The 26,003-nt window shown below is 56.9% G+C and carries 19 protein-coding genes and 1 tRNA gene; 7 read left to right on the top strand and 13 right to left on the bottom strand.

The genetic code is table 11. The features are described from left to right. Positions 1-28: 28 nt before the first annotated feature. Both ABGM91_RS08430 and ABGM91_RS08425 read right to left on the bottom strand, forming a co-directional pair. Positions 29-1,609 carry a trehalase family glycosidase gene (locus ABGM91_RS08430; RefSeq protein WP_354831381.1) on the bottom strand — a complete coding sequence of 527 codons (1,581 nt, stop codon included), beginning with the start codon at positions 1,607-1,609 and terminating at the stop codon, positions 29-31. Between the two features lie 233 nt (positions 1,610-1,842). Then, positions 1,843-3,996 (bottom strand): excinuclease ABC subunit UvrB, encoded by a 2,154-nt coding sequence (locus ABGM91_RS08425; protein ID WP_215429329.1) that lies wholly within the window; start codon positions 3,994-3,996, stop codon positions 1,843-1,845. 86 nt (positions 3,997-4,082) lie between these two features. On the opposite strand from ABGM91_RS08425, the gene ABGM91_RS08420 reads away from it, so the two are divergent. Then, positions 4,083-4,463 (top strand): hypothetical protein, encoded by a 381-nt coding sequence (locus ABGM91_RS08420; protein WP_290566299.1) that lies wholly within the window; start codon positions 4,083-4,085, stop codon positions 4,461-4,463. A gap of 40 nt (positions 4,464-4,503) precedes the next feature. Here ABGM91_RS08420 and ABGM91_RS08415 read toward each other — a convergent pair whose 3' ends face one another. Beyond that, positions 4,504-4,956, bottom strand: a complete 453-nt coding sequence (locus ABGM91_RS08415; RefSeq protein WP_290566298.1) for a hypothetical protein — start codon at positions 4,954-4,956, stop codon at positions 4,504-4,506. A gap of 108 nt (positions 4,957-5,064) precedes the next feature. Here ABGM91_RS08415 and ABGM91_RS08410 point away from each other — a divergent pair. Beyond that, positions 5,065-5,149, top strand: a tRNA-Leu gene (locus tag ABGM91_RS08410). 69 nt (positions 5,150-5,218) lie between these two features. On the opposite strand, the gene ABGM91_RS08405 is transcribed toward ABGM91_RS08410, so the two are convergent. After that, positions 5,219-5,596, bottom strand: a complete 378-nt coding sequence (locus ABGM91_RS08405; RefSeq protein WP_354831376.1) for a hypothetical protein — start codon at positions 5,594-5,596, stop codon at positions 5,219-5,221. A gap of 722 nt (positions 5,597-6,318) precedes the next feature. Between ABGM91_RS08405 and ABGM91_RS08400 the strand changes: the two genes are divergently transcribed. Together ABGM91_RS08400 and ABGM91_RS08395 are read left to right on the top strand one after the other, a co-directional pair. Further along, positions 6,319-7,167, top strand: a complete 849-nt coding sequence (locus tag ABGM91_RS08400) for an RNA polymerase sigma factor (RefSeq protein WP_354831374.1) — start codon at positions 6,319-6,321, stop codon at positions 7,165-7,167. Between the two features lie 15 nt (positions 7,168-7,182). Next, positions 7,183-7,863: a DUF2461 domain-containing protein gene (locus tag ABGM91_RS08395; RefSeq protein WP_354831371.1), complete on the top strand. Its 681-nt coding sequence runs from the start codon at positions 7,183-7,185 to the stop codon at positions 7,861-7,863. A 93-nt stretch (positions 7,864-7,956) separates the two neighbouring features. On the opposite strand, the gene ABGM91_RS08390 is transcribed toward ABGM91_RS08395, so the two are convergent. The 3 genes from ABGM91_RS08390 to ABGM91_RS08380 form a co-directional block, all read right to left on the bottom strand. Continuing rightward, complete coding sequence (locus ABGM91_RS08390) at positions 7,957-9,120, bottom strand: MFS transporter (RefSeq protein ID WP_290566294.1); 1,164 nt, start codon at positions 9,118-9,120, stop codon at positions 7,957-7,959. Between the two features lie 228 nt (positions 9,121-9,348). Beyond that, positions 9,349-9,729, bottom strand: coding sequence for an NADH-quinone oxidoreductase subunit A (locus tag ABGM91_RS08385; RefSeq protein ID WP_215429339.1), 381 nt, complete (start codon positions 9,727-9,729; stop codon positions 9,349-9,351). A gap of 158 nt (positions 9,730-9,887) precedes the next feature. Next, the gene (locus ABGM91_RS08380; RefSeq protein WP_354831367.1) at positions 9,888-10,700 is read right to left on the bottom strand and encodes a Cof-type HAD-IIB family hydrolase; all 813 of its coding nucleotides are present in this window, start codon (positions 10,698-10,700) and stop codon (positions 9,888-9,890) included. A gap of 522 nt (positions 10,701-11,222) precedes the next feature. Here ABGM91_RS08380 and ABGM91_RS08375 point away from each other — a divergent pair. Further along, positions 11,223-12,575 (top strand): ankyrin repeat domain-containing protein, encoded by a 1,353-nt coding sequence (locus ABGM91_RS08375; RefSeq protein WP_354831364.1) that lies wholly within the window; start codon positions 11,223-11,225, stop codon positions 12,573-12,575. 29 nt (positions 12,576-12,604) lie between these two features. Here the strand turns inward: ABGM91_RS08375 and ABGM91_RS08370 are convergent, their stop codons facing one another. The 3 genes from ABGM91_RS08370 to ABGM91_RS08360 form a co-directional block, all read right to left on the bottom strand. Next, positions 12,605-14,392: a sialidase family protein gene (locus ABGM91_RS08370; RefSeq protein WP_354831361.1), complete on the bottom strand. Its 1,788-nt coding sequence runs from the start codon at positions 14,390-14,392 to the stop codon at positions 12,605-12,607. Between the two features lie 90 nt (positions 14,393-14,482). Then, positions 14,483-15,268, bottom strand: a complete 786-nt coding sequence (locus tag ABGM91_RS08365) for a GDSL-type esterase/lipase family protein (RefSeq protein WP_354831358.1) — start codon at positions 15,266-15,268, stop codon at positions 14,483-14,485. A gap of 155 nt (positions 15,269-15,423) precedes the next feature. Next, positions 15,424-16,158 (bottom strand): GDSL-type esterase/lipase family protein, encoded by a 735-nt coding sequence (locus tag ABGM91_RS08360; protein ID WP_354831356.1) that lies wholly within the window; start codon positions 16,156-16,158, stop codon positions 15,424-15,426. A 317-nt stretch (positions 16,159-16,475) separates the two neighbouring features. On the opposite strand from ABGM91_RS08360, the gene pflB reads away from it, so the two are divergent. Both pflB and pflA read left to right on the top strand, forming a co-directional pair. Then, entirely contained in the window at positions 16,476-18,743 is a 2,268-nt protein-coding gene (pflB, locus tag ABGM91_RS08355; protein WP_215429887.1) for a formate C-acetyltransferase, read from the top strand. Positions 18,744-18,759: 16 nt separating this feature from the next. Beyond that, entirely contained in the window at positions 18,760-19,542 is a 783-nt protein-coding gene (gene pflA, locus ABGM91_RS08350; RefSeq protein WP_354831353.1) for a pyruvate formate-lyase-activating protein, read from the top strand. 382 nt (positions 19,543-19,924) lie between these two features. On the opposite strand, the gene ABGM91_RS08345 is transcribed toward pflA, so the two are convergent. From ABGM91_RS08345 to ABGM91_RS08335, 3 genes are all read right to left on the bottom strand, one after another. Beyond that, positions 19,925-21,787 (bottom strand): glycosyltransferase family 9 protein, encoded by a 1,863-nt coding sequence (locus ABGM91_RS08345; RefSeq protein ID WP_354831351.1) that lies wholly within the window; start codon positions 21,785-21,787, stop codon positions 19,925-19,927. Positions 21,788-22,091: 304 nt separating this feature from the next. Then, on the bottom strand, positions 22,092-25,058 hold the full coding sequence (locus tag ABGM91_RS08340) for a hypothetical protein (RefSeq protein ID WP_354831348.1): 2,967 nt from the start codon (positions 25,056-25,058) through the stop codon (positions 22,092-22,094). A 97-nt stretch (positions 25,059-25,155) separates the two neighbouring features. Then, complete coding sequence (locus ABGM91_RS08335; RefSeq protein ID WP_354831346.1) at positions 25,156-25,869, bottom strand: LamG-like jellyroll fold domain-containing protein; 714 nt, start codon at positions 25,867-25,869, stop codon at positions 25,156-25,158. Between the last annotated feature and the right edge of the window lie 134 nt (positions 25,870-26,003).

Below are 26,003 nucleotides of genomic sequence, written 5' to 3'. Positions count from 1 at the left end.
CTCTTGGCAAGCGGAAAATGGGACTGAATCATTTTTCCGGATAAAATCCGCCTGTTCCCTGCCTGCCCAGCTCCGGGGAAGAAGGAAGGGAGATGACGCTTTCCCCTGCCGGGACCGCATGGGCGTTTCCGTTGACGTACAGGGTATAGGGCATCGTGCTCCGCACGGCGATGCTCTTTTTACCGTCAAAGACAATATCCGTGGTTACGGGGCCGAACGCCAGGCGTCGGATTCCATGCCTCCCCTTCTCCGGGCGCAATCTCCACCGGACTTCCCGCCGCGCGGCGCTGACTTCATGAAAGCCCAGCACGTTTTCAATAAACAGGGAAACGGGCCCCAGGGCGGACCACCCGCAGAAATCCGGCCTGACGCGGCGACCGTGCTCAATGGAAGGACGGTTGGCGGAAGGGCTGTAGCACTCCCAGATGGTATGGGGCTCAACTTCATGATAGGTTTTCAGCTGCTGCATGAGAACCTTTTCCGCCAATTCATCCGCCAGGTCCGTATAGCCGTAGCGTTCCAGCGCCTTGGTCGCCATATAGGCGGTAGGCAGCCAGACGGCCCCGCGCCAGTAATTGCCGGTTTCCGCGTCAAAATCCCTGTCGCTCCTTGCCAGCGTGGGCCAGGGGAAATCTCCGCCGAATTCGCCGGCCTTTTTCACATGCTCCACCATGCGGGCGGCCTGCTCCGGCGTAGCTACCCCGGCCAGCAGCGGCCAGAAGGAGGCGATTGTTTTCACGCGGCAGGGCTTTTTGGAGGCAATATCCACATCATAATAAAAACCGTCTTCCTCATCCCAGTACAGTTCATTGATTTTTCCGGCCAGGGCCCGGTACTCCTTTTCCCACGCCAGGGCTTCTTCCTTTTTCCCCAGGGAAGAATACAGTTTCCCGATGCAAAGGGCGGACAGAGCCTGCTGGGAAATGGCGTCCACCCACAGGATCTTGTCATAGCCGCCGGAATCACGCCCGCGCGGCGTATTGTCCATCCCGCTGGCTCCCCCTGTCCATGTGAAGCCCTCCCGGCCAACCACGCCCCGGTGAATGGGATTGCTGCTGTAGGGCACCTTCTCCCCCTTGGGAGCCGTGTTGAACCAGCGGAAGTGGCTCTGGAGAAACTGCTCCCGCAGAAGGATGTCATTCACCCGGTCCGTGTCTCCGGAAAACTGGTAATTCTCCCATTCCAGCCACGCGAACAGGGGCGGATTGTCCCTCAGGTGGATGCGCAGCGGCGTAGACGCTCCCCGGTGCATGGGGTAATAGAAATTGTCCAGGCTTTCCTTGCCGGGAAAGGACTTGGGCGCATATTTGGAAAACAGGGCCATGAAGCAGGTATCCCAAATCCAGATATCCGTTTCATAACAGTTTTCATCCAGATAGGGGGAGGCGGGCAGCCCTTCCGGCCCTTTCCTCACCCGGCCTGCGGCAATCTCCCACGTTTTTCCGTACAAGTCCACCAATTCGGCATTGGGATAAACGGGGAGGGGAATTTCCTCCCTCCATTCCGTGGCGACCGTATCCGCATGAGGAGCAGCCATGGAAAAAGAACCCGGCATGAGAGCCCCGGCCACCAGGGCTGCAAGCAGGCTACAGCAATTTGTGGAGATCATCGTCAACCGCATGAAGGGTATACGCCCGCCGGGCGGCAATTCATTCACGGCCTTTCCTTCTTTTTCCCGCGGGCGCCCTTCACTCCGGCCCAGCACAAAAGCCCTCCGATTCCGGAAGACGACAAATGCGCCCTGCCAGGACGCATTAACGCTCAGGGAAAGGACATCGTTTACCCCCCTCCCGTTCCGGAACACCGGACAATCACGTTCCCGGAGGGGGAACGAGGCATTCCTCAAGAAGTGCCCTGTCCTTTTTTACCGCCTTCACGCATTTGCCTGATTTCATCCCGGATCAGGGCGGCGCGTTCAAACTCCAGATGGGAGGCCGCTTCCTTCATTTCCGCCTCCAGCCTGGCGATGCGTTCTTCCAGCCCGTACCCGGCCTCGTCTTCCGCCACGCGGAAGGACTCTTCATCCTCCTCCGCGTACAGCTTCAACTGCCCCTGCTCGGACCGGCTCACGGTCTGCGGAACAATGCCGTGCTCCCGGTTGTACTTCTCCTGGATGCTCCGGCGGTAGTCCGTCAGCTCAATCAGCCGTTTAATGGAATCCGTCATGACATCCGCAAACAGGACGCACTCCCCGTTCAAATGGCGCGCGGCCCGGCCCGCCGTCTGCACCAGGGACGTTTCATTGCGCAGGAACCCTTCCTTGTCCGCATCCAGGATGCACACCAGGGAGACTTCCGGCAAATCCAGCCCTTCCCTGAGGAGGTTGATGCCCACCAGAACGTCTATCTTCCGCGCGCGCAGGGCACGCAGGATTTCCACGCGCTCAATGGCGTCTACATCCGCATGGATGTAGGAGACTTTCAGCCCCACCCCCTTCAGGTACTCCGTCAGGTCCTCCGCCGTCTTCTTGGTCAGCGTCGTGACCAGCACGCGTTCATTTTTGGCAACGCGCTCGTTGCACAGGGCGATCGTCTCGTCAATCTGCCCTTTCAGCGGGCGGATGGTGATCTTCGGTTCCAGCAGGCCGGTGGGGCGGATAATCTGCTCCACAATCAGGGGGGTGGAACGCTTGGTGGGGTCAAACTTCTCCACCGGTTCCGTGGACGGGCTGGGGGTGACGCGGATGTCCTTGGGGGAGGTGAAGAGAATTCCCTTGAACCCCTCCGGCGCCTTTTCCCCGGACCTGGCGGCGCGGCGCACGGGAATGTAAGTCCTGTTGTCCGCACGGCAGTTCACCAGCTCAAACGGCCCCGGCGTGGCGGAGGCGTACACGATCTGGTTCTGCCTTTCCATGAACTCATGGAATTTCAGCGGCCTGTTGTCCAGGGCGCTGGGCAGGCGGAAGCCGTGCTCCACCAGAATGTTTTTCCGGCTGCGGTCCCCTTCGTACATGCCGCCCAGCTGGGGCACGGCCACATGGCTTTCATCAATCAGGGTCAGGGAATCCTTGGGGAAGAAGTCCAGCAGGGTGGACGGGGAACTGCCCGGCAGGCGCCCGGAAAGATGGCGGGAATAGTTCTCAATCCCCTTGCAGAAGCCCAGTTCCTCAATCAGCTCCAAATCGTAATCCGTACGCAGTTTCAGGCGCTGCGCCTCAATGAGGTTTCCATGCCTTTCAAACCAGCCTACGCGGTCTTCCAGCTCCTCCCGGATGGCTTTCAGCGCCGCGGCGCGCTTTTCCGGAGCGGCCACGTACTGCTTGGCCGGGAAAAAGGTGTAGCTGCCCAGCCGTTCCCGGACGCGCCCGGAATTGGAATCAATCAGGGAAACCCGCTCCACCTCGTCCCCGAAAAACTCCACGCGGATCGCCTCCCCTTCCGAGTAGGCCGGAAACACCTCCACCACCTCCCCGCGCACGCGGAACGTACCGCGGGTAAAATCAAAATCCTGCCGTTCAAACAGGCGCTCCACCAGTTGCCGCAGGAACACGTCCCGGTCCATGATGTCCCCCTCACGGATGCGCAGCGTCAGGTTCCGGTAATCCTCCGGCGTAGACAGGCCGTAAATGCAGGAGACGGACGCCACCACAATCACGTCCCGGCGCGTCATCAGGGAATTCATGGCGTTCAGGCTCAGGCGGTCCAGCTCGTCATTAATGGCGGAATCCTTTTCAATATAAGTGTCGGAGCTGGCGATGTACGCCTCCGGCTGGTAATAGTCGAAATAGGAAACGTAATAATCCACCGCGTTATTTGGGAAAAAGCTTTTCAGCTCCGAATGAAGCTGCGCGGCGAGCGTCTTGTTGTGGGAAATCACCAGCGTGGGCCTGTTCATCCGGGCGATCAGATTCGCCATCGTGAACGTCTTGCCGCTCCCGGTCACCCCCAGCAGGCCCTGGTGCTTGTTGCCCGCCTCCAGAGACTTGAGCAGCTTGCCGATGGCCTGCTCCTGGTCCCCGGAGGGCTTGAAGGAGGAATTTAATTCAAAAGACGACATACGCTGTGCCGCCAGTATAATCCCGCCGCCCCGCCGGGCTAGGACAATGTTTGACAATTCCACCCTGCTGACCCAGTATATGCGGCATGTACATTCCCACGCAGGAAGAACGGTATGCAAAAAAAGGGTTCGTCTCCCTCATCCTGTGCGTCGTGGTCCCCTCCTGCCTGTACGTCTCCCTCCTGTCCAAACAGCTCATGATGGTGCGCGGGCATGAATGGGAAGCCATCATGAAAATCTTCCTGGCGTTCACGTACCCGCTGGCGGCGCTCATCGCCATGGCGGGCATCCCGTTCTTCTGGTGGTCCGTGGGCGTCTCCCTGGCGGTTCACGCGGGAATCATCACCTGGCTGAAGGTGACCCCCCGGCTGTCCCCTAAAAAGGCCATCTGCATTGCCCTGTGCGTAGGGATGCTGGATTTTCTGTTTGTGAAGATATTCCCCTTTCCGGCGCAAATCATGGGCTGAACATGCCCTGCGGAACGCCCGGAATATTCCGCCCTCCGGTTCAGGACTGTTTTTTAGCCAGGGCAATAATCTGCCTCTTGATTTCGCGCGCCGCTTTTTTGGAATCCGCCTGGTAGGCCTCATACGTAAAGCACTGCGCCCCGGAACCGTCGCTGGCGGTCAGCACCAGCTTGGGATAAAACTTGCCTTTCTTCAGGGCTTCCTTCACGGGAGCGGCCACCGCGGACTTTCCTTCCTTCACCGGAAGATAAACCAGCACGCACCGCTTCCCCACGGCTTCAAGAAACCCTTCCGTCACGCCGGCGGCCAGCGGGCAGGTGGTGGCCGTGTTGGTATAAAGATAGGCCACGGGCTTCTTTTGCTCCTGCGCCGTTTTCAGCGCCTCTTCCATCCGGTCCGGGGTAAACGCGCTTTTGGGCAGCCTGACATCCGCCCGTGAATGGGGGAATGCGGCCAGAAGACAGACGCTCAACAGGGTAATTAACATTTTCATAGGCAGCCACCATACGGGCTGCCCCGGGGCATGTCAAAGACAAAGCCCCCTCCTGTTTAATCTTGAACGCCAGGGCGCGGTATGGCAGAGTGCGCCCAAGCATTCGTCGCGCCTGTGGCGAAATTGGTAGACGCGCCAGACTTAGGATCTGGTGTTGAAAAACGTGCAGGTTCGATTCCTGTCGGGCGCACCATTTTCATCTTGCTCATTACCGGGAGGGGAAGACTTATGCCCAAACAGCATCCTCCCTTGCCCCGGTTTTTTATCTGAATTTAATTACTAAAAGCTCTGTAATGGTTACAGGTGCAGCGCTTGCAGAGAAAACACCATATTCCTGGCCTCCTTCACGTTCAGAATTGGGAACATTAACGTACTTCTTCTTGATCCTGATGCAGTTAAAAGACCTGCGCGAGGAAAAATTCAAGCAGGAAAACTTCATACCCCATGTACTGTTGAAGGTATATTCAATGAATTCATGCAGCTGTCCGGTAGTTCCAATCCCTTCTTCACTTGCTCCCTGCCGGGCTGCCATTAAATTAATATCTGAGGGATAGGATACGCCAGGATCAGGAAGCAGGCCACCAGCCGTATTATTTATTTGAATGGGTTGTGTTTGATTCTGTTTCAGTCCCCGATACAAGATGATTTCATCATCATTATCCGGTTGAACAGGATTAGCATTCCTTCTCCGAAGATAGGAAAGAAGATCCAGATACTGTCAGGGTTACAGCCACAAGGAAGTATTTTCTGATTAGGCGGCGCAGCACCGTTACAAGGGCTGTGCCGTCTTTTCACGATTCTCAGTTTCTTTCTGTTCCGGCTGCGGGTCCGTATGCGGACAGGGTTACCGTTGGTATCTGCTTCATCTTTTCTTTAATCAATTCCCGTTCTTCCTCTGTTACCCTCACAATGATTTACACCTTGCGCTTTCGGGTTTCCATTTGTTCACCCTCTTTGTGTAATATAGCGTTTTGGGCAGATTTTCTAGCCGCTTTGAGATAATTTCCCCTCACTACCTACAACACTGCACAAGCCGATTTTTCCAACTTTTTAAACAGTTTTTTCATTTCTTAATACGGGGAATTTCTTAAAATTCCAAATGAAAAACTGATTTTAAGCAAAAAATATTGCAGCACATAACGGCTGCAATTCATCATTCATTTTATGCGTTAATAAAATACATAGCACAATAAAACAGGACCTGCTTCCTTCTTGAAATCCATTGCCCCTGACAGGCTGAAAGGATATAATGGATTCCGAACAATCATTTGCAAAAAAATCATAAAAACATGTCACACAACAACCGCTTTACAGTCTAAATAGATAGAGAGAAGAAAACAAAGGCGAATACTTGGGGGTAAAATGCAGGAAAACAAGGAAGAACTAAACGCTCATATTCAAAGTGCCGTTTCCGGTGACAAGCAATCCATTGAAACCTTGTTGACAGGTGTGCAGGATACCATTTTCAATTTGTCATTAAGAATGCTGGGAACAATACCCGACGCGGAGGACGCAACACAGGACATACTCATACGAATTATGACGAACCTCTCTACATTCAGATTCGAGAGTAAGTTTTCAACATGGGTATACCGTCTTGCGAGCAATTATCTGATTGACTATAAAAAATCAATGCTTGCCCGCCATCCGTTAGATTTTGATTACTATTCATACGACCTGAAAGCAAGCTATACGGAAAATACGGACGAGTTGATAATGGGTGTAACTAACGAAGCAATGGCGCAAGAGTTAAAATTATCCTGTACGAACGTAATGCTGCAATGTTTTGACCCACAAACGCGCTGCATATTCATTCTAGGAGCTATGTTCAAAATTGACAGCCGTCTTGCGGGAGAAATTCTTGGTATTACGCCGGAAAACTATCGGCAAAAATTATCACGCGCCCGAAAGAAAATGGCGGAATTTCTTTCTTATCACTGCGGATTGACTGATACCGGTTTTTGCTCCTGCAAGAAACGGATTGGTTATGCAATGCAGCACAACCGTATCAATCCCCGGAAATTGGAATATGCACACTTAGAGCATTGCAACGAAAATGCGCTGTTAAGCTGTATGGAACATATGGAAGCCCTTGAAGAAATGGCTGATGTATTCGCGGATTTACCGAACTACCGTTCTCCCGTATCAGCGAAAACGATTTTATGCAAGCTGTTGAAATCCCCGAGGATGAAAGCGATACAGGATTACTAAAAAGAGGAGGTATTTATGGAACTGCAAAAAACATTCATTTTTCTAAAAGACTTGGAAAAAAATAATTCATTGGAATGGATGAAAAGCCATAGGGAACAGTATTTAGAAGCAAAAAATGAATTTGCTTTGTTCATTCAAGACTTAATTCATCGGATTGCAAAGTTTGACCCGTCTGTTGCCTGTTTACGCGCAGAAGATTTGACCTACCGGCTCAATAAGGACACCCGGTTTAGCAAGAATAAAACGCCTTATCACACAGCATTCAGAGCACACATATCTACTGCCGGAAAAAAGCCGATTCCCGCAGGCTATTATATTTGTATCAGCCCGTCAGCCTCTTTTTTAGGCGGCGGCGTGTTTGCAACACAGTTTCCACAGGCCACCACATTAGTACGTGATTATATTCTCCAAAATGCAGAAGAATTTCAACGCATTATAAATACGCATGAATTTGCTGCCAACTTTTCCATTGAGGGGGATAAGCTGAAAAATGTGCCGCGCGGATACGATAAGGAACACCCCTTATCCGAATATATGAAGCATAAGTCTTGGGATATTGAGTATCATGTGAGCTATCAGCAGCTTCTTGAAAATGATATTTCGTTTATTGCTCAAAAATTTCAACTGATGAAACCGTTTAACGACTTTCTTAACGAAGCATTGAAAGAATTTACTTTGCCGCGTCCCCAACGCTAACATCATAGAAATAGAAGAATTGCCTACCGGTAACTTTGGAATAGATCATGAGGCTTTATAGGGTGTGTGTTATGCCCCCCCGCATGCCCACGCTCATTTCCTGAATTTTTTCAAGAAGGGGGCGACGAACGCCGTTCCCAGCCCGACCAGGGCAATCAGGGAGAAGGACCACCTCAGTGAGGAAGCATGGGCAATGTGGCCGATGACCGGAGGCCCCAGCAGGAAGCCCAGAAAGCCGATGGTGGAGACGGAGGCCAGAGCCACGCTGGGAATCATTTTTTTGGATTTTCCCGCCAGGCTGTAGCACAGGGGAACGATGGAGGAGGTACCGAACCCCACCAGCAGGAAGCCCAGCGTAGCGGACCACAGCACGGGGAACAGGACGGAAACCAGCAGCCCGGCTGCAATGAGAATGCCGCTGGCGCGGAGCACCCGCACGGGGCCGAAGCGCATCACCATGCGGTCCGCCGTAAAGCGCCCCAGGGCCATGGTGCTCATGAAGGCCACGTACCCCACCTGGACCAGTCCCGGTCCGGGCTGCACCACGCTTTCAAAGTATACGCCGCTCCAGTCAAACATGGTCCCCTCACTCACCATGCTCCCGAAGGCGATCAGGCCGATGACCAGCACATATGCGTCCATGCTCCGGAACATGCCGCCGCCCTGGGTGGAGGAACGCCGCGCGTCCCGCGGCAGGAGAGTACGGGAAAATACGGCCAGAATGACCATGCACATCAGGAAAATGGCGATGAAGTGCGTTTCCGTGGATACCTTCCAGTCCACCATCAGCGCTCCCAGCAGAGCGCCGAAGAATCCCGCCAGGCTCCACAAGCCATGGAACCGCGCCATGATGCTGCACTGGTACAGCCGCTCCACCCCCACGCCCTGCGTATTAACGGATATGTTGGTTAAATTCGCGGCCACCCCAAAGAAAAACAGCCCCGCCGCCAGTTCCCAGAAGGAGGCCGCCATGCCCAGATAGACAAGCACGGCGGGATAAAAGACGGAAGCCGCCATCAGTATCCTGCGGCTGCCGTAGCGGCCCACCAGGTAGCCGGACAGCGCCATGGCGGACATTTGCCCCACCGGAACGGCAAAGAGCACGGAGCCAAGGTCGGCGTCATTCAGCCCCAGCGCATTCTTGATGTCCGGAATACGGCACGCCCAGCTGGCGAATACCAGGCCCTGTAGAAAATAAAAGGTGCTGACCGACAGGCGGTATACGCCTTGCGTCGTTTTGGGAAGAGGCAGATTCATGCTGGATTTCCTGGTCACGCAAACGCTATCCCCATTCCCTTTCCCTGGCAAGAGAAATCATCTTTCATACAATAAGAATTCATCCGCAAAAGTGATATACAGGCAAGGAATAAGCCTTAAGGAGATTTCCCCGCCATGGAATTTTTCAAGGCCTTTTCCTTTCTTCCACATAAAAAACGCCGCGTTCCCCACGGAGCACGGCGTTTGATGAAATGGAATAAGGAAAGATCAGCGGGGATCGTGGTGCCAGTTCAGGGCACCCTTGCCCAGCGCGTACAGGTAGGCCACCAGCAGAATGCCGATAAAGATGCACATGGCCGTGAAGGATTCCGGATTCATCATCACGTAGTCCCGGAAGTTGACGGCCCAGGGATAGAGGAATACCACTTCCAGGTCAAAGATGACGAAGAGCATGGCCACCATGTAGAATTTCACGGAGAACATCGGAGCGCCTTCCCCCATGGGAATCATCCCGCATTCATATGGAACATCCGCAGGTTTGCGCACGGAAGAACGCTTGCCCATCAAGATACTGAGCAACAAGATAATGCCGGCCAGCCCCAGGGCTGCCACCACCTGCACAAGCACTGAAAAGAATTCCTGATTCATGACGTCTGGCACGGGTATACCACATCAACCCGGAAAAGCAAAACTAAAAAGGGCAACGGCGCTTCCCGCTGACAGGGGCTCCCCTTTCTTCCCGGAACCGGAAACGGCATGACGGTTCATCATTCCCATGCCCCTGCGTTCTTTGATCCCGCCAAGGTTCAGCCGCCGTGCGGAACGTGGGAGTCCAATACCTTTCCAAGCACCTGCATGACTCCGTTTTCCTCATTGGACGGAGCTTCAAACGCAGCCATGGCGCGGATTTCCGGCACGGCGTTCGCCACGGCATAACTGAACCGGGCCTGGCGCATCATTTCCGCATCATTCATCTGGTCGCCAAAGACCATGGTTTCCTCCGGGGAAATGCCCAATTTACGCTGGATCAGCTCCAGCGCGCTTCCCTTGTCCGCCCCTTTCCGGCTGATGTCCATCCACTTTTCTCCGGAGACGGCCACCTGGAAGCCATGTTCCAGATGCTTCAAGCGCGGATAGCTGTTTTTCTTTGCTCCCCGGAAATCATACACGGCAATTTTCAGCAGCCTGTCCCCCCGCACGTCCAGCAGGTTCTCCACCTCCCTGCACCGGGTGTAGTACCTGCGGGCCTCCCGGACGAATTCCGGCTGCTTGTCTTCAATATACGCGGAATCCCGGCCTGCGAGGACGATGCACGTGCCCTCAATGTTCCTGACCATTCCTATTATCTGCGCCACCGTTTCCGGGGCCATGTCCAGCACCAGCCATTCCTCCCCTCCGGATGCCGCATAGGCACCGTTCTCTGCGATGAACAGCATCCGGTCAGCCACGGGAGCAAAGGTCCGGCGCAGTCCGTCATACTGGCGCCCGCTGGCCGCGGCAAAGCGGATGCCGCGGCGTTCAAGCTTTTCAAACAGGCTGAAAAACGCAGGGTCCAGTTCCCCCTTTCCATTGAGCAGCGTGCCGTCCATATCGGACGCAATGAGTTTGACGGAATCCATAACGTTGAATGGATCATCGTTCCCCGGTTCTTCCAAGGCAAGACCGGCTTCAGACAGCGCACAGCCGTGGAGGAAAAGACCTCCGCGGCAATAAATTCCCTTCCTCCACTCCGTCCATGGAAAACTGGTGATTCCTGCATTTTCCATTCCGTGGCCGGAAACATGCAAATGAGGACAATTTAAAGTCAGCCGCACACCCGCAATGCCTAACGCGTCATACCGGATTGTGAATCCGGCGGAAGATTTTTTTCCACCCGGTAGGGAAAAGAAGCCCATGGATAAAGACAACTACGGGGATGAGGGGAAATATGGTGTCATGCCTTAACCGCCCTGGCCTGCATGGGGCAGTACTATGTGATTTATTAAAATTCAATTGATTGGATTATGTCCGGATTCACAATCCGCCATTCAAATTCCTGCCCGGTCCGCTCCGGGCCTTACTTGCGCATACCATTTTTTCATTGCCCGAAGTTACGGATTCCTGCATCATAGCTTCTCGCAGTTGACCTGCTTATGATACACATGACATTAAGAAAAAAGACCCTCTGGTTTTTTGGAGCTTTGAGCGTTTTTGCCGCCCTTGTCGCGGGATCCACTATTTTCTGGTTCCTCAGGAATGACCCCACTCCCGCGGAGTGGAAATTCAACCCCCTGTGGACAAAAGCGGAAAAAGAACAGATTCTTGCCGTAGCGGACTTCACGGAGCATCGCAGTCCGGAGCGCTTCATCTTCCGAGGGCTTTGTCCCAATTCCCGCCATATTGACTGGCACATGTTTTCCGAGGTTTCCATGCGCCAGTACATGCAGGAGGAAATCAGGGAGAGGCTCCAGATGATCCGGAATACGGTGGAGCGGGCGGACGGACGCTGCCGCACTTCCTCCCATGAAACCCTCCTGCACCTGGCTGCCGGGCTGGGACAGGTGCAGCTGCTGAACCGCCTCCTGCAACGCAATGCGGACCCGAACCTCCAGATCATCCTGCCGCAACATGCCATTCCATCCATACCGGGTTCCGAGCAGGGGGATACTCCCCTGACCGACGCGTGCCATCCCGGAATGGATGACACCCATCCCCTCCCGGTGCACAACAGGCTTTCCTGCCTCAACCTGCTGGTTCAGTACGGCGCGGATGTGGACAAACCGGGCCCGATGGGATGGCCTCCGCTGGTCATGACCTGCGTGGCCGGCATCGGAGGGGCGCCGTATGAGGAGGCGGCTCTTTTTCTTCTCAAATGCGGGGCGGATATTTCCCTCCAGCCGGAATTGAGGGGTAAAAAAACCAGTCTGCTGACCTGGGCCGCCGCCGCCGGATACCCCCTTCTGGTCCGCAAGCTTTGCGAGGCCGGGTATGATCCCAATTTCCGCGGGGAGATGACCCCACCCCTCCTTTCCCTGAACCTGAACAGGCCGAAAACCGCGCTGCAAATAGCCCATACCCTGCTGGAATACGGGGCGGACGTCAACACGGCCATGCCCATGACCACAGCCCCGCCGGATTCCGCGGGAGACACGGCCCTGCTGAACCTGTGCCGCCAACTGGCTTTTATTGATGTATCCCACCTCCCTCAAATCAGGGAACTGGTCAACCTCTTTATCAGCGAGGGGGCGGACGTCAACCATCAAAACGCAGCCGGGGAAACGCCCCTGATGCTGTGCTGCCGGGACATGCTGCTGGGGGACGATACCCTGGACCGGCTGAAGCTGGGCATTGCACGGCTTCTGCTGGACCACCAGGCAGACCCTGCCCTGCGGGACAAGTACGGCCGCACGGCCCTCCAGCAGATCGGCAACCGGTCAAACGACCACCTGCACCAGGTTCTGAAACACCTGCCGGAGTTAAGCACCTCCCCGCTTCCGCAGAGCGGAAGCCGCTAGGCCCGGCTTCCCCCCTGCGCGGGCGCCTCTCATTTCACCCGGGCGTTCACCGTATCCAGCAGAACGCCCGCGTCCGGCTTGGTCCCGGTGCTGATGAAATGGATGTAACTGGCCCCGTTGGGAGACTGGTTCACCATTTTCAGCGTGCCCGCCTTTTTCCCGTCCAGGGAAACCACAGCCTGGGAGCCCTGCCAGAGAATGGAGACCTCATGCCACGCTCCGGGCGTAAAAGGCACTTTTTTCATGCCAAGCAGCAGATGGGGGGCGGGCTTCAGCTTGATGGGGAAGGTAAACAGGGCGTAGTCCTTCGTGGTGGTGTCACAGGCATTGAACAAGCGGTCCGTCAGGGAAACCTGAAGGCCGGAATCGTCCGCCTGGTCCCCGTCCGCCACCCGGAAACGGAATTTGACCAGCCCCGTGGTCCCGTTCGGGAAGTTCCAGGTAGCGCCCCCGTTCTGGTAATCCACCTTGGATTTCTCATTAACCAGTTCGGGATCATTCAGGCGCCTGATTTGCAGCACTTTCTTTTCCCCGCCGGAGGGGTCCGGAACCAGTTCCGCGGAGGGCTTCCGGTTGTAGCTGCAATGGCCTTTTTTCTGCGGAATATAGGTATGGATAGTCCACTGGGCGTCCAAATCCCTGCCCGTCTGCGTGGCGCGCGTTTTGGCGGCCACCCAGCGGCGGTCCACAATGACCAGGCGGCGGTGGTTTTTGTGCTGCCCCAGGGAAATGAGAATGCGGTTTTTGTCCAGCTGCACCATTTCACTCTGGTGCTTGCCGCGGTCTTCCGGACCGTCCAGCGTGGCGTAGCCGGGATGGTTGCGGTGTTCATCCAGAATGATTTCACGGAATCCGTACCAGGTCTTGCCCTCGTCATCGGAGAGGGCGATGTGGTGGGAATCACGGTTGGTAAACACATCCTCCCACGTTCCGTTGCCTGCCGTGGCGTTTTCCGGCAGGGCCATCGTGTTGGTCCACAGGGAGACGATGGTTCCGTCATCCAGGCGTCCCAGCGTGTTCATGGTCAGGGTGCCGAAGAAGCGGGACGGCTCCGGCTTGCTCCACGTCTCCCCGTAATCCCTGGAGAACGCCTGCCACGCCTGGTCCTGGGAGGTGCGGGCCAGCGCCCACAGGGTGCCGTCCTTCATTTCCAGCACCGTGGCTTCCACGGCATTGTTGAACCATCTGACGCCCTGGTGGGGCGGCTTGGCTTCATGCCTGGGAGAGGTAACGCCATTTTTGGACACGCGCCAGGTGAGCCCGCCGTCATCGGAAATGTGGAACTTGGTGCCGCCACCCATGTTGTGGAACGGCACAATCACCCTCTTGCCCTTGTTGACAAAAGTGGGCGTGCGCATGATGCCGCCCAGTTTTTTCAGATTTTTCTGCTTCTCCGGATTCTTCCAGTCCTCCTCCAGCTTGCCGTCATTCGTGACCGCAAACCACTTGCCGTCCAGGCCTCCCTTGGAAAGGAAGATAAACCCTCCGATGGGCTGCACGCGGATGAATTCCCTGGTGAGGGGATTGCGCGCAATCGCCGGGGATTCCTTGGGAATGCCTCCATAGTTGGGCGGGTAGCCGGCAGGGGCCTCCTTCATTTCCCAGGTTTTCCCGTTATCCTTGCTGACCAGGTAATCCGGCTCCTTGCGGGTGCCGGAGTAATGGCGGATTTCACGGGAATTCACGCGGATGAGGCCTCGTCCGGCATCGGACGGCGGCGTGGCTACAACTTCAGGCTCCGGAGCGGGAACGGCGGCCTGCTGGGCATAACAGCAGCAGACAGAACCGGCAAGCAAGGCAAACAACAGGCTTTTCATAAAACGGATACTCAGACTAAAGGCGGTATATTCTTACGGAACGGGCTATCCCTTCAAGCCCAAATCCCTCCTTATTCAAAAAGACCACTGTCAGGCCTGCTTCCCGGCGGGTTTTCCACCGCGGTACTTCGCATCCATCTTTTTCAGCAGTGCGGCCAGCTCCTTTTCCAGCGCCTCGTACCCCCTGGCATTGGGGTGCACCACGTCTTTCATGAATTCATTTTTGGGAGAAACGCCGTCCGCGGAAAGGAACGCCTTCCCCGGATCGGCAAAGAAGACGTTTTTCCCATTGTGAAGCTTCGCCAGCAGCTTGTTCGTCTCCCTCACCGGGTCCGCCAGGTCTTTCTCTTTCCTGGGCAGAATGCCCAGCAGCAGGATTTTGGAAGAAGGGCACTTCCGGCGCACCAGGAGCACGAACGCCTTGATATTGTCCGCACACGCCTGCGGCGTATCCTTCCGGTGGCCCAGATTATTGGTTCCCAGCAGCACGATGACGACCCGCGGGGAGATGCCATCCAGTTCCCCGTTCTGCACGCGGTAATAGGCATTGTCCACATAATCAAAACCAAAGCCCATGTTGGTCACCGCATGAGGGCCGAACAGCTGATCCCAGGATGCCCCTCCCGCCTTCCTGCCGTCTCCGGAGGGCTCCCCGCCCCAATGATGGGTGATGCTGTCCCCGATCATCACATACTCCGGCTTGACGGACCGGTTCCGCTTTTTGACGGCCTCATGACGGGCATTCCAGTCATACGGATCCCGCTGGTGGGGTTCCGGCTTCAGGGTGGAAGGCAGAGCGGGCGCCGGAGCGGAAGTTGCAGGAAACGCCAGAAGGGCGCCCAGCATCACGGTAAGCGTATACAACTGGAAATTCATGACGGAACGGCTGAATTGGAATCCAGTGTAGGGAAATCCTCCCACACATCAAGGCTGCATGCGGCGGCATCCCTTCCCGGATGGAAAATACCACTGTTTTAACGGTTGGCCCCGCCGCGCCGGCATACCGGGAAGCTCACTGTTCCATTCCCCTTTTACCGGACTACGGAGCTTCCCTTGTACTTGCCGTCCATTTTTTTCAGAAGCAAACTCAGTTCCTTTCCCAGCACATCGTATCCCTTGGCACCGGGATGCAAGCCATCCACCAGCAGGCCGCGCTTTGGAGACACGCCATCTTTTGCCAGAAACCCTGTGCCCGGATTGGCAAAAAACACCGTGCTTCCATCAGCCAGACCAGATATTATTTGATTAGTTTCCATAATCAGGGGCGCCAGTTCCTTTTCCTTCCTGGGCAAAATGCCCAGGAGCAGGATTTTGGAAGAGGGGCACTTCTCGCGCACCAGGCTCACGAAAGCCTTAAGGTTATCCGCACATGCCCGGGGAGTATCCTTCCTGCCGCCAATATTGTTGGTTCCCAAAAGCACGATGATCACGCGCGGAGAGATTCCGTCCAATTCACCAAGCTGCACACGGTAGTAGGCATTGTCCACATAATCAGAGCCAAAACCCATATTGGTCACCGTATGCGGAGAAAAAAGATTCTCCCACGCCGCTTTTCCCGCCCCCAGGGCCCTTTTATCCCCGGAAGGCTCCCCCCCCCAGCGGTGGGTAATGCTGTCACCAAAGATGACATATTCCGGCTTAACCGTCCGGTTCCGCTGCATTACGGCCTGATGGCGTGCATTCCAGCCATAGACGGCGCGCTCGTTTACTTGAGGCTTCAGCGTAGAAGGCAGCTCATCCGCGCAGACTCCGGAAAATAAGGCCATCCAGGAAACGCCAGCCAGCAATAAACATCTTAATAAATGGGAACCCGGCATTGTTAAAATATTGTGGCCGCGCCCCGGAAAGTAAAGAAAAACTATTTCCCCCGCTTCCGCGCTCCCGTTTTTTCCTCATTCCCATTCCGGAACGGCTGGATTCTTGAAACAGGCCAGGCTCCCCGCCCCGGTAACCGGACCCGGAAGAATTGGCCTTGTTGCCCCCGCAAATTCCCGGTATAGTCAAGCGGCGCGGAGTTTCGCCGTTTCCGGCCCTTTCAAAGGCCGGGGCCGTCCTCTCCGTTTTTCCACACCATATCCTATTTATGATCAGCATGGCAAAAGACTTGAAGGCATCCCCCGCCCTCCCCCAGGAATGGCAGGGATTCAAGCCCGGAGCATGGACGGAGTCCATCGACGTACGGGATTTCATCCAGAACAATTACACGCCTTATTCCGGCAATGAAGATTTTCTTTCCGGGCCATCCCGGCGCACGCTTCAACTCTGGGAGGAACTGAAAGTCCTGCTGAAACAGGAAACGGACAACGGCGGCGTGCTGGATGCGGACGAGGAAGTGGTTTCCTCCATCGTCTCCCACAAGCCCGGCTACATTGACAAGGAGCTGGAGGTGGTGGTGGGCCTGCAGACGGACGCCCCCCTGAAACGCGCCCTGATGCCCTTCGGCGGCCTGCGCATGGCCCAGCAGGCCCTGGAAGCCTACGGGTTCAAGATGTGCGAAAAGACTGCGGACATTTTCAACAAGATACGCAAGACGCACAACGAGGGCGTTTTTGACGCCTACACCTCAGACATCCGCGCGGCCCGTTCCGCCGGCATCATCACCGGGCTTCCGGACGCCTACGGCCGCGGGCGCATCATCGGGGACTACCGCCGCGTGGCCCTGTACGGCACGGACAAACTGGCCGCCGAACGCCGCAAGGACCTCAAACGCCATGAGAATATCCCCCTCACGGACGAGGTCATCCGCCTGCGCGAGGAAATGAGCGAGCAAATCCGCGCCCTGGAGGAACTCGCCCGGATGGGCGCCTCCTACGGCTGCGATCTGGCCCGCCCCGCCGCAAATGCCCGTGAAGCCGTCCAGTGGACCTACCTGGGCTACCTGGCTGCCGTGAAAGAACAGAACGGAGCCGCCATGTCCCTGGGCCGCGTCTCCACCTTCTTTGACATCTACTTCACCCGGGACCTGGAGCAGGGCCTCCTTACGGAGGAGGAGGCGCAGGAAATCATGGACCAGTTCGTGATGAAACTGCGCATCGTCCGCTTCATCCGCACGCCCGACTACAACAACCTTTTCTCCGGGGACCCCACCTGGGTAACGGAATCCATCGGCGGCATGGGGGAAGACGGCCGCACCCTGGTCACCCGCAGCTCCTTCCGCATGCTCCAGACCCTGTACAACCTGGGTCCCGCTCCGGAACCGAACCTGACCGTGCTGTGGGCCGGGAACCTGCCGGAAGCCTTCAAGAGCTTCTGCGCCAGGGTCTCCATTGAGACGTCCTCCGTCCAGTATGAGAACGATGACCTGATGCGCCCGCACTGGGGTGACGACTACGGCATCGCGTGCTGCGTATCCGCCATGCGCATCGGCAAGCAGATGCAGTTCTTCGGCGCGCGCGCCAACCTGGCCAAATGCCTGCTGTATGCCCTGAACGGCGGCATGGATGAACTCAAGGGCAAACAGGTGGCCCCGCCCTCCCCGCGCTATACGGAGGAGATTCTGAAGTATGATGAAGTGATGGCCCTGTACGACAAGATGCAGGACTGGCTTGCCAAGACCTATATTGACGCCCTGAACATCATCCACTACATGCACGACAAGTACTGCTATGAACGCATTGAAATGGCGCTGCATGATCCTGAAATCCTGCGAACGATGGCTACGGGCATCGCCGGGCTCTCCGTGGCCGCGGACTCCCTGTCCGCCATTAAATACGCCACGGTGAAGGCCATCCGCAATGAAGACGGCCTTATTGTGGATTTCAGGACGGAAGGTGAATTCCCGTGCTACGGGAACAATGATCCGCGCGTGGACGAGATCGCATGCGGCCTGGTCACCGGGTTCATGGAAAAACTGCGCAAGCTCCACACCTACCGCGGCTCCCTGCCCACCCAGTCCATCCTGACCATTACCTCCAACGTGGTTTACGGCAAGAAGACGGGCAATACGCCGGACGGCCGCCGCGCCGGGGAACCCTTCGCGCCCGGGGCCAACCCGATGCACGGCAGGGATAAAAACGGAGCCGTGGCCTCCATGCTTTCCGTCGCCAAGCTGTCCTATGACGACTCCCTGGACGGCATTTCCTACACCTTCTCCATCGTGCCGCAGGCCCTGGGCAAGGAAGAAGGGGAACGCCGCGCCAAGCTCGTCTCCCTGCTGGACGCCTACTTTGCCGCCACAGGGCACCACATTAACGTGAACGTGCTGGAACGGGAAACCCTGCTGGACGCCATGGACCACCCGGAAAAATACCCGCAGCTGACCATCCGCGTTTCCGGCTATGCCGTGAACTTCATCAAGCTCACCCGCGAACAGCAGGAGGAGGTTCTCAACCGAACCTTCCACACCCGTTAACCCAGCCAGGAAGCGGATGCCCCAGGCTTTTCCCCAGAACCCGGTTCCGGGCGGTGAATCCGCCGCCGCGGGACTGGTCCATTCCGTGGAATCCTGCGGCACCGTGGACGGTCCCGGCATCCGCTTCGTCCTCTTCCTGTCCGGGTGCAGCCTGCGCTGCCGCTACTGCCACAATCCGGATACCTCCTGTGTGCGCCGGGGCCGGAACAGAAGCGCGGCGGACGTTCTGGAAGAAATAGCCCGTTACCGGGATTTCCTGCTGGCGGCGGGCGGGGGCGTCACCCTGTCCGGAGGCGATCCCCTCTTTCAGCCGGATTTTTCCAAAGCCGTGCTGAAGGGATGCAAAGGCCTGGGGCTGCACACCTGCCTGGACACCTCCGGCCATCTGGGCCGGAATGCGGATGAAGACATGCTGGCGAACACGGACCTGGTCCTGCTGGACATCAAGGCATGGAACCCGGAACGGTACAAGGCCCTGACAGGCGGGGAACTGCGCCCTACCCTGCAATTCGCGGAGCGCCTGGCCGCCCTCCGCAAACCCGCCTGGCTCCGGTACGTGCTGGTTCCGGGCCTCACGGACAACATGGAAGACATCGCGGAGCTCTCCCGCTATGCGGCGCGCCTGGGCAACGTGGAGCGCGTGGACGTGCTCCCCTTCCACCAGATGGGACGCTTCAAGTGGGATGAACTGAATCTGGAATATACCTTGAAGGACGTCCCGGAACCGTCCGCGGAACTGACGGAACAGGCCCGCCATATTTTCCGCCGGGAAGAAAATTTAAGAAATATAGTATATTAGAAATACAAAAAATCTACTCAATCCTTAGAATTATTCAGAACATTCATTGCACCTTTGACCATCTCAAGTAAAATTTCTACTTTACTTTCAGCTCTTAAAGCTCGTTCACGCCATATTCTGACGTCTAGAGCCAAACCTTCTTCCCTGGCGCTCAAAAGAATGGAAACCACAGATTCCCTGATATGTGGAGGTACTTTTTCTCCCTATTCCAAACGGACTATAGTGGCCACATTATATCCGGATAATTCTGCAAGACGACCCAATGTCAAATGGGTATCATTCCTCAATTTTTTTAAATTAATACCTTTAGTCATAATTTAATTTTTAAGGAAAACCTATCTTCATTATAGACAGAGGAATAAGTCTTTTTCTATAAATATCCTTAAATGCTAGACGTATTTATCCCGTGCAAGGCCTCCAACACCTCCTGCACGGAGATATGGCGGTTGCAGGGAACGTCACGGTCGCATTCCCTCAGGAAGCAGGGGGAACAGCACTGGTGGCTGTACAGGGAACGGTTGAAAAGGCCCATGGGCCGGCAAATATCCGGAAGACGGGTGGAAAACAAGGTCACCACCGGAAGACCGCGGAAGGAGCAGAGGGCCGGAATATCTCCATCCACCGCCACGGCCGCAGCCGCGTTATCCATGACGGGGAACAACGCTTCCGGCATTCCTGCCGCCAGTTCCACATTCAGGCGCTCCGCCAGGGCGGCGGCGCGATCACGGTCTTCCTCCAGGGCTGCCAGTACGGCCCTGCGCGGCAGGAGGGGGACAAGTTCCGCCCACTGCTCTTCGCTCCATTCATTGGCCGGCCCCAGGCTGGAGAACGGAGCAATCAGAATGGGAGCGTCTTCTGGAGCCTGCTCCTTTTTCACCGGGAACACGGCAGGCTGCCACGCGTCCAGCCCGTGCCGGCTGCCGAGCTCCAGATAAGTCTGCACCCGGTGCATGGGGGGAGCGGCGCGCAGCACGGGAGCCGTTACCCGGAATTTGTATTTCCGGGCTCCGGGGTGCGTATCCAACCCGGAGAACATCATGGGACCGTATGGCTCCAGCGCCTTCAGGGTCTCCATGTCCTGGTCCAGCATGATGCCCATGTCCAGCGGGCCGTCATTGTAGAATTCATCCGCATCCAGCGCCTGCCGGAGCTGCTCCAGGGAATCGTGCGGCAGCACATGGCTGACTTCCGGCATGGTCTTCCATACCCCTGCCTGGGCGGACGTGCAGATGACGCTCACCTGCACGTCGCACCGGGCGGCTTTCAGCGCCCGGATCAGCGGAACAGTCACCAGGGCTTCATCCAGGGCCTTCGGCACGGCCACCAGGATGCGGTACGGCTTCAGTTCCATGTTTTCCAGAAGCCGGGACGTTTTTTCATCCCGGGGAGGAAAGCGGTCAATGGATTTCCAGCGGTGGTGCATCCAGAATACGTCCAGCACGGACTTGCCGATCAAGGTTTCCAGGGCCCGGTTCACTTCCATGGTGTCTCCCGCCAGGGAGCCGTCGGAACGGGAAAAATCAACCACGTTCCCCATATCGGATATCCAGTGCCCCGGAGAATCCGTGCGCACCGCTATCGCCACCATGCCTGCCCCGGTCCTTTTTTTCAGCAGGGCCGGCAGCGGAGTGGTACCGGTCACCTTCCCGAAGAACGGGACGTGCACCCCCTCCCAGACAAACTGGTCGCTCAGCACTCCAAGGGCCGCGCCTTCCTTCAGCAGCTTCATGGGAGCCTTGATTCCTCCCTCCTTGGAAAACATCTGCGTCCCCCTCTCCGTGCGGCGCCTATACATGTATTCCTCCATCAGCGGATTGTCAAACTGGCGGTACATGGACCCGTAACGCTCCACCTCCGGGAAAAACACGCGTATCCGTGCCAGGGCTTCCCAATTGCCGGAATGGGCTATGGCGCATACCTGCCCCCGCCCTTCCAGCACGGGAGCTGCAAATTCCTCATGCCCCCTGATGGCAACGCATTTTTTCAACTGCTCATCCGTCAGGGTGGCCGTCTTCGCGGAGCACAGGAAATTGGCGATCGTCCTTTTGAAATTTTCCCGGCTCAATTGATGCAGCTTCTTCCCGCGCAACGCCGGGTCCAGCACAATGCGCAGGTTCCTCTCCACGATTTTCCGCCGCTGCGGCAGCAGATACCACGCCGCGCCGCCCGCCACGCGTCCCAGACGGTAAAGCGTTTTCATGCCGATGAGCTTCAGCAGCCCCTCCATCAGCAGAAATCCTTTCATCCCCAGATGATGGGAAAACGTATTCCGGGGAGCCGGAGAGGAATCGGATGCGGAGGAACTAGTCATAAGAAAACCGGAACGGATTTTATACGAATCCCTTCCGGTCCACAAACCCTTTATTCTTCCGTCTGCGCCTTCATTCCCCATTCAGGAGCTTATCATCCGGGGAAGTTCCTGCCTTCGGTTTATTCCTTGGCCGCCAGCAGCCCCAGGAGACCTCAACAGCCATTTAATCAGGAACCAGCCCCCGGAGAGACCATGAAAAACCGGGCAGGACCCCCTGTTCAATCCATGCCGGGTTCTCCTATTCCTCTGCATTCCGTTTCATTTCCACTTTCAGGCGCACAAACCTTCTGGAAGCTCCGGCGGACGCCCGCGGGTCTTTCACCGTTACGGGCGTGGGCGTTTGCTCCGCTTCCTCCGGGAGTTCCACGGGAAGGTCTTCCCAGTTCTCCAAATCGTCGGAAAACTGGGCGGTATAGGCCACCACGCCTGCGGCGTCAGGGTTGGGGGTAAAAGTCATGGTCAGCACAGGTCCTTCTTCCATTCCGTGCGTAATCAGGGCTTTCTCCCCTTTTCTTCCGTTCAGCCGGTCCGGTTTCAGCATGTCTCCGCCCAGGGCAAACTCCATCAGGTTGGCAATTCCGTCTCCGTCCGGGTCCGCCGTTTGCGCCGCCAGGGTTTCATCATCGGCATCGTCCCCTCCCAGATTGGAGGCAATCCAGGCATCCCACGCCGTGCCGGGGGAAATTCTGTCCGCCCCCGTATCAAAGACGATGACTTCATACGGCTGCATCGTCACCGTCACCGCAGTATCCGGAGAAAGGGATTTGCCCGTAAGTTCCGGATGAGACGCCTGGTCCGCATGAACGGCGCGTAAAGACACCGGATCGTTATTGGCCGCCGGAATGTCCAGGACCTGGCGCAGCGTGAACGTATAGGAGTGAGGCGCCTTGGAGGAATTGCGCAGGGCCAGCGTGGCCTTGTCCCGGTTCCAGGACGCCCAGCCGTAGATGCCTCCCCGGTCTTCCTCCGCCCGGCTGGCGTCCCAGGGGTCGCGCCCTACCCAGTGAACGTCCGGCAGCACATCCCGGTTGCTGCGGAACCAGGCGATGCACCGGGCCAGCTCCGCCCAATGCTCCGCCGTCATCAGATCCTTGTCCAGATAAAGCTCCTGGAGGGAGGAGCCGCACGCGGCGGAGAGGCGCATTTCCCATTTTACGCTTTCCAGCTCCTTGGACATCGCATCCGGCCCGCCGTGGGAGGAATGGATAACGCCGTGGAACATCAGGGAGTTGAGGGTACAAAGGGGAGATTTGGAGACAAAGGTGGCATAAATCTGATCGTCCCGGTAGGTCAGCCATTTGTTCCGGTTCCCGTTGCCGTCCGCGTCTCCGTCTCCCCGTTCCTGGTAGTCGTTCCCGTCACGCCAGGTGGAATCCGCGTACATGAACCAGAAGGGGGAGGCCCAGGTTCCCACCGTACAGTTGAAGTAGAGGTCCTGCCGTTCCGTGCGCAGTTCCCGGATCACATTGATGATGCCTTCCGCATCGGAACCGATCCCGTCAAATTTGAAGTACCTCATATCATAATTCCGCACCATGAATTTGCAGCGGTCCGTAAACCCTTCAAAATAAATGGAATTGGACAGGTTGAAGGCCGGCGCCTCCGGATGCTGGGCTTTCCATGCCTTCAGGCGGGAGCCCTGGGCCGGGGCATAACCGCCCGTCGGCCCCAGCCATGCGCCGATGCCCGCCCCCTGTTTCAGGCACTCCGCGTTCAGGGTGCTGAAACCGTCCGGAAAGCCGGGATGGAAGTTCCAAAGGGAGTCAAAGTCATCCCAGCCGTCGTCCCAGACGAAGGCGTCCACGGAAATCCCATGGGCATCAAACAGGTTTTTCTTCCATGCCTCCACGACGGGCAGGCACTGGGATTCCTGCATCCTGTTCTGCCAGCTTCCGCCATTGCGGTTGATGTTAAGCTCATACCAGGAATTGTAATGCACCATGGAACGGTAGGGCACGGCGCGCTGGCGTTCCGTGTAAACCAGTACGGAGCGGCGCTCCTGGCCCGGAGCCAGCACGCCGATGACGGAGGATATTTCCCACACGCGCAATGTTTCGGAGGCGTCCGGCTCCAGAGTAGCGGAACAGGGCCAGCGGCCCTGAACCAGCCAGGGATCATTGGCGGCCTCCTCCTCTACCAGCGAAGGGGAAAGGGAATGCCCCACCGTGCCGGAGCTGGTGATGGTCTCCGTTTTCGTTTCCACCCAGTAACGGAGACGGTACGTTCCGGCCGCAGGAACCTGAAGCGTATAGGAATTGCCGGAGGAGGCCGATCCGGTGTAACCGGGATGAATGTCCTGGGAGACCACGGCGCCTCCTTCATCCAGAAGCTGGACGCCCACCATGTTCAGCCGGTGGGTTCCGGAGGCGTACCTGAAGGTAACGGTATCCGTTCCGGCGGACGCATAGCTGACCGCGCCTTCACAGGTAGTCAGGCGGTCCATGCCCGGAGCCGTGCCGTCCAGAGCGGTCATGCCCTCCGGAATGATGGAGGAATCCGCAAGCTCCGTCCAGGAAGCGGGCGTCCAGGCAAAAGGATTCCAATCCACGCCGGAACCGGAAGGGAGGGTTACGGAATTGATGCCCGTAGGCGTTTCCAGGCCGCAGAATATATCCGGGCTGGTTACCGGATTACCGCTTTTGGCCGTCCCCCGGACCACGACGGCCCCGCCATTGGGCAGCACGGGGTAGCGCATGGCAATCACGCTGTTCGCTTCCAGCGCCTCCGTGGAGGAGATATTCATTTCCGTGCGCAGGTAATGGGAACCATCGTGCAGCACGGCACGCCAGCGCACCGTGACGGCATCCCTGACGAACGTGGCGTCCAGATAGCGGGAAGGAAGCCTGTCAGCCGCTTTTACCGCCTTTTTGTCCCCCGGATCATATCCGGTGGAAATGGATTGAAGCGTCATATCCTCGGAACGCAGGGAAGCCCCGTCTTTCAGATTGATGATGAAGAGCGTGCCTTCAGAAGCCGCTACGGCTTTTCCCTGAACGGATATGCCGCCCAGGGACAGAAGCCCCGCCTTCCGGTCATGCACATAGCTGGCGCGGAGCAGCGCATTGGACAAGGCATAGGCCGTCTGACCGCCGGAAGATGCTTCCGAGAGAGCGGCCCGGCCCGGAGCGGTACCGGGATAAACCGGGACGGCGTCAATACGGCATGCCAGCACCGCCAGCAGGAACAGGGAGAAAATAGTCTTCATCTTATGAAAGGGGAGAACTGAACGGCCGGTAGCAAAAAGCGGACACTCCCTCCGGAATGTCCGCCTCATTCAATCTCTAATCCATGGTTCCGGAAGATCAGCTCCGGCGGCGGCGCATCATTAATGCAGCCAGCCCCACCAGCCCCAAAGAGACCGTGGCCGGTTCCGGAACGGGCCGGGTCTGCTCCAGGATGGATTTGATGGAGCCGGCATCCAGAACCGCATCATCCACAGTCAGGCCGGAAACCGTACCGGAAAGGCCGGAAGAACCCAGGATCAACTCGGAGAAAGCATTGCCATTCAAACCAAATCCGGAGGCGGTCAGGACTTCCTCTCCGTTGATATACAAGGTGAAATTGCCGGAATTGCGGCCACCTGCCGTACTAATGGCAATATGAAATGCTTCCCCTGCTCCAATGCTGGCAGACGTGGTACCCTTGGAACTGGCGGAAGTCACGGAGTTGGAAGCGTTGACGGTCTGCTGGCAAATTTGCAGCCGGCCATCCGTGCCCACCATCACGCCCCAGCCATTCAAAGACCCGGAATGTCCGCCATTGGATTTTTTAGTTTCAACAGATATCAGGGAAGAAAGGCTTGACGGCAGGGAATCCAAAGTTACCCACATCATGATGGTCCCCGTACCGGGGCTGGTATTGCTGGAGGGACTTTCAATCAAGCCGCTCAGAGCTGAATTATTAATGGACGGGCCAGAGCCCAGGGAATACTCCTCCTGGCTGGTGAAAACAGTTGCGGCGGAAGCGGCTGTTCCCAATCCAAGAGAGAGGATGGAGATGAATAATGTTTTCTTCATGACACGTGAATGTGATATGGATTTTCCGTAATGCTGAAAACGCCCGGCGTTGGCTCGGCATTGCCAAATTCAATATCGGATTTGGAATCCGTTACATGGGCCGGAGATGGAAAAATAACCCTCCGCTCCGCTTC

Source organism: Akkermansia muciniphila, from assembly GCF_040616545.1.
Lineage (GTDB): Bacteria > Verrucomicrobiota > Verrucomicrobiia > Verrucomicrobiales > Akkermansiaceae > Akkermansia > Akkermansia muciniphila_E.
The sequence above is the reverse complement of the archived record's forward strand: the minus strand, read 5'-3'. Positions and strand labels throughout refer to the sequence as shown.

What these genes read in the sequence shown, in the direction of transcription:
- ABGM91_RS08430 (WP_354831381.1), bottom strand. Translation starts at nt 1,609, where the DNA reads ATGATCTCCACAAATTGCTGTAGCCTGCTTGCAGCCCTGGTGGCCGGG.
- ABGM91_RS08425 (WP_215429329.1), bottom strand. Translation starts at nt 3,996, where the DNA reads ATGTCGTCTTTTGAATTAAATTCCTCCTTCAAGCCCTCCGGGGACCAG.
- ABGM91_RS08420 (WP_290566299.1), top strand. Translation starts at nt 4,083, where the DNA reads ATGTACATTCCCACGCAGGAAGAACGGTATGCAAAAAAAGGGTTCGTC.
- ABGM91_RS08415 (WP_290566298.1), bottom strand. Translation starts at nt 4,956, where the DNA reads ATGAAAATGTTAATTACCCTGTTGAGCGTCTGTCTTCTGGCCGCATTC.
- ABGM91_RS08400 (WP_354831374.1), top strand. Translation starts at nt 6,319, where the DNA reads ATGCAGGAAAACAAGGAAGAACTAAACGCTCATATTCAAAGTGCCGTT.
- ABGM91_RS08395 (WP_354831371.1), top strand. Translation starts at nt 7,183, where the DNA reads ATGGAACTGCAAAAAACATTCATTTTTCTAAAAGACTTGGAAAAAAAT.
- ABGM91_RS08390 (WP_290566294.1), bottom strand. Translation starts at nt 9,120, where the DNA reads ATGAATCTGCCTCTTCCCAAAACGACGCAAGGCGTATACCGCCTGTCG.
- ABGM91_RS08385 (WP_215429339.1), bottom strand. Translation starts at nt 9,729, where the DNA reads ATGAATCAGGAATTCTTTTCAGTGCTTGTGCAGGTGGTGGCAGCCCTG.
- ABGM91_RS08380 (WP_354831367.1), bottom strand. Translation starts at nt 10,700, where the DNA reads ATGGATTCCGTCAAACTCATTGCGTCCGATATGGACGGCACGCTGCTC.
- ABGM91_RS08375 (WP_354831364.1), top strand. Translation starts at nt 11,223, where the DNA reads ATGACATTAAGAAAAAAGACCCTCTGGTTTTTTGGAGCTTTGAGCGTT.
- ABGM91_RS08370 (WP_354831361.1), bottom strand. Translation starts at nt 14,392, where the DNA reads ATGAAAAGCCTGTTGTTTGCCTTGCTTGCCGGTTCTGTCTGCTGCTGT.
- ABGM91_RS08365 (WP_354831358.1), bottom strand. Translation starts at nt 15,268, where the DNA reads ATGAATTTCCAGTTGTATACGCTTACCGTGATGCTGGGCGCCCTTCTG.
- ABGM91_RS08360 (WP_354831356.1), bottom strand. Translation starts at nt 16,158, where the DNA reads ATGGCCTTATTTTCCGGAGTCTGCGCGGATGAGCTGCCTTCTACGCTG.
- pflB (WP_215429887.1), top strand. Translation starts at nt 16,476, where the DNA reads ATGATCAGCATGGCAAAAGACTTGAAGGCATCCCCCGCCCTCCCCCAG.
- pflA (WP_354831353.1), top strand. Translation starts at nt 18,760, where the DNA reads ATGCCCCAGGCTTTTCCCCAGAACCCGGTTCCGGGCGGTGAATCCGCC.
- ABGM91_RS08345 (WP_354831351.1), bottom strand. Translation starts at nt 21,787, where the DNA reads ATGAAAGGATTTCTGCTGATGGAGGGGCTGCTGAAGCTCATCGGCATG.
- ABGM91_RS08340 (WP_354831348.1), bottom strand. Translation starts at nt 25,058, where the DNA reads ATGAAGACTATTTTCTCCCTGTTCCTGCTGGCGGTGCTGGCATGCCGT.
- ABGM91_RS08335 (WP_354831346.1), bottom strand. Translation starts at nt 25,869, where the DNA reads ATGAAGAAAACATTATTCATCTCCATCCTCTCTCTTGGATTGGGAACA.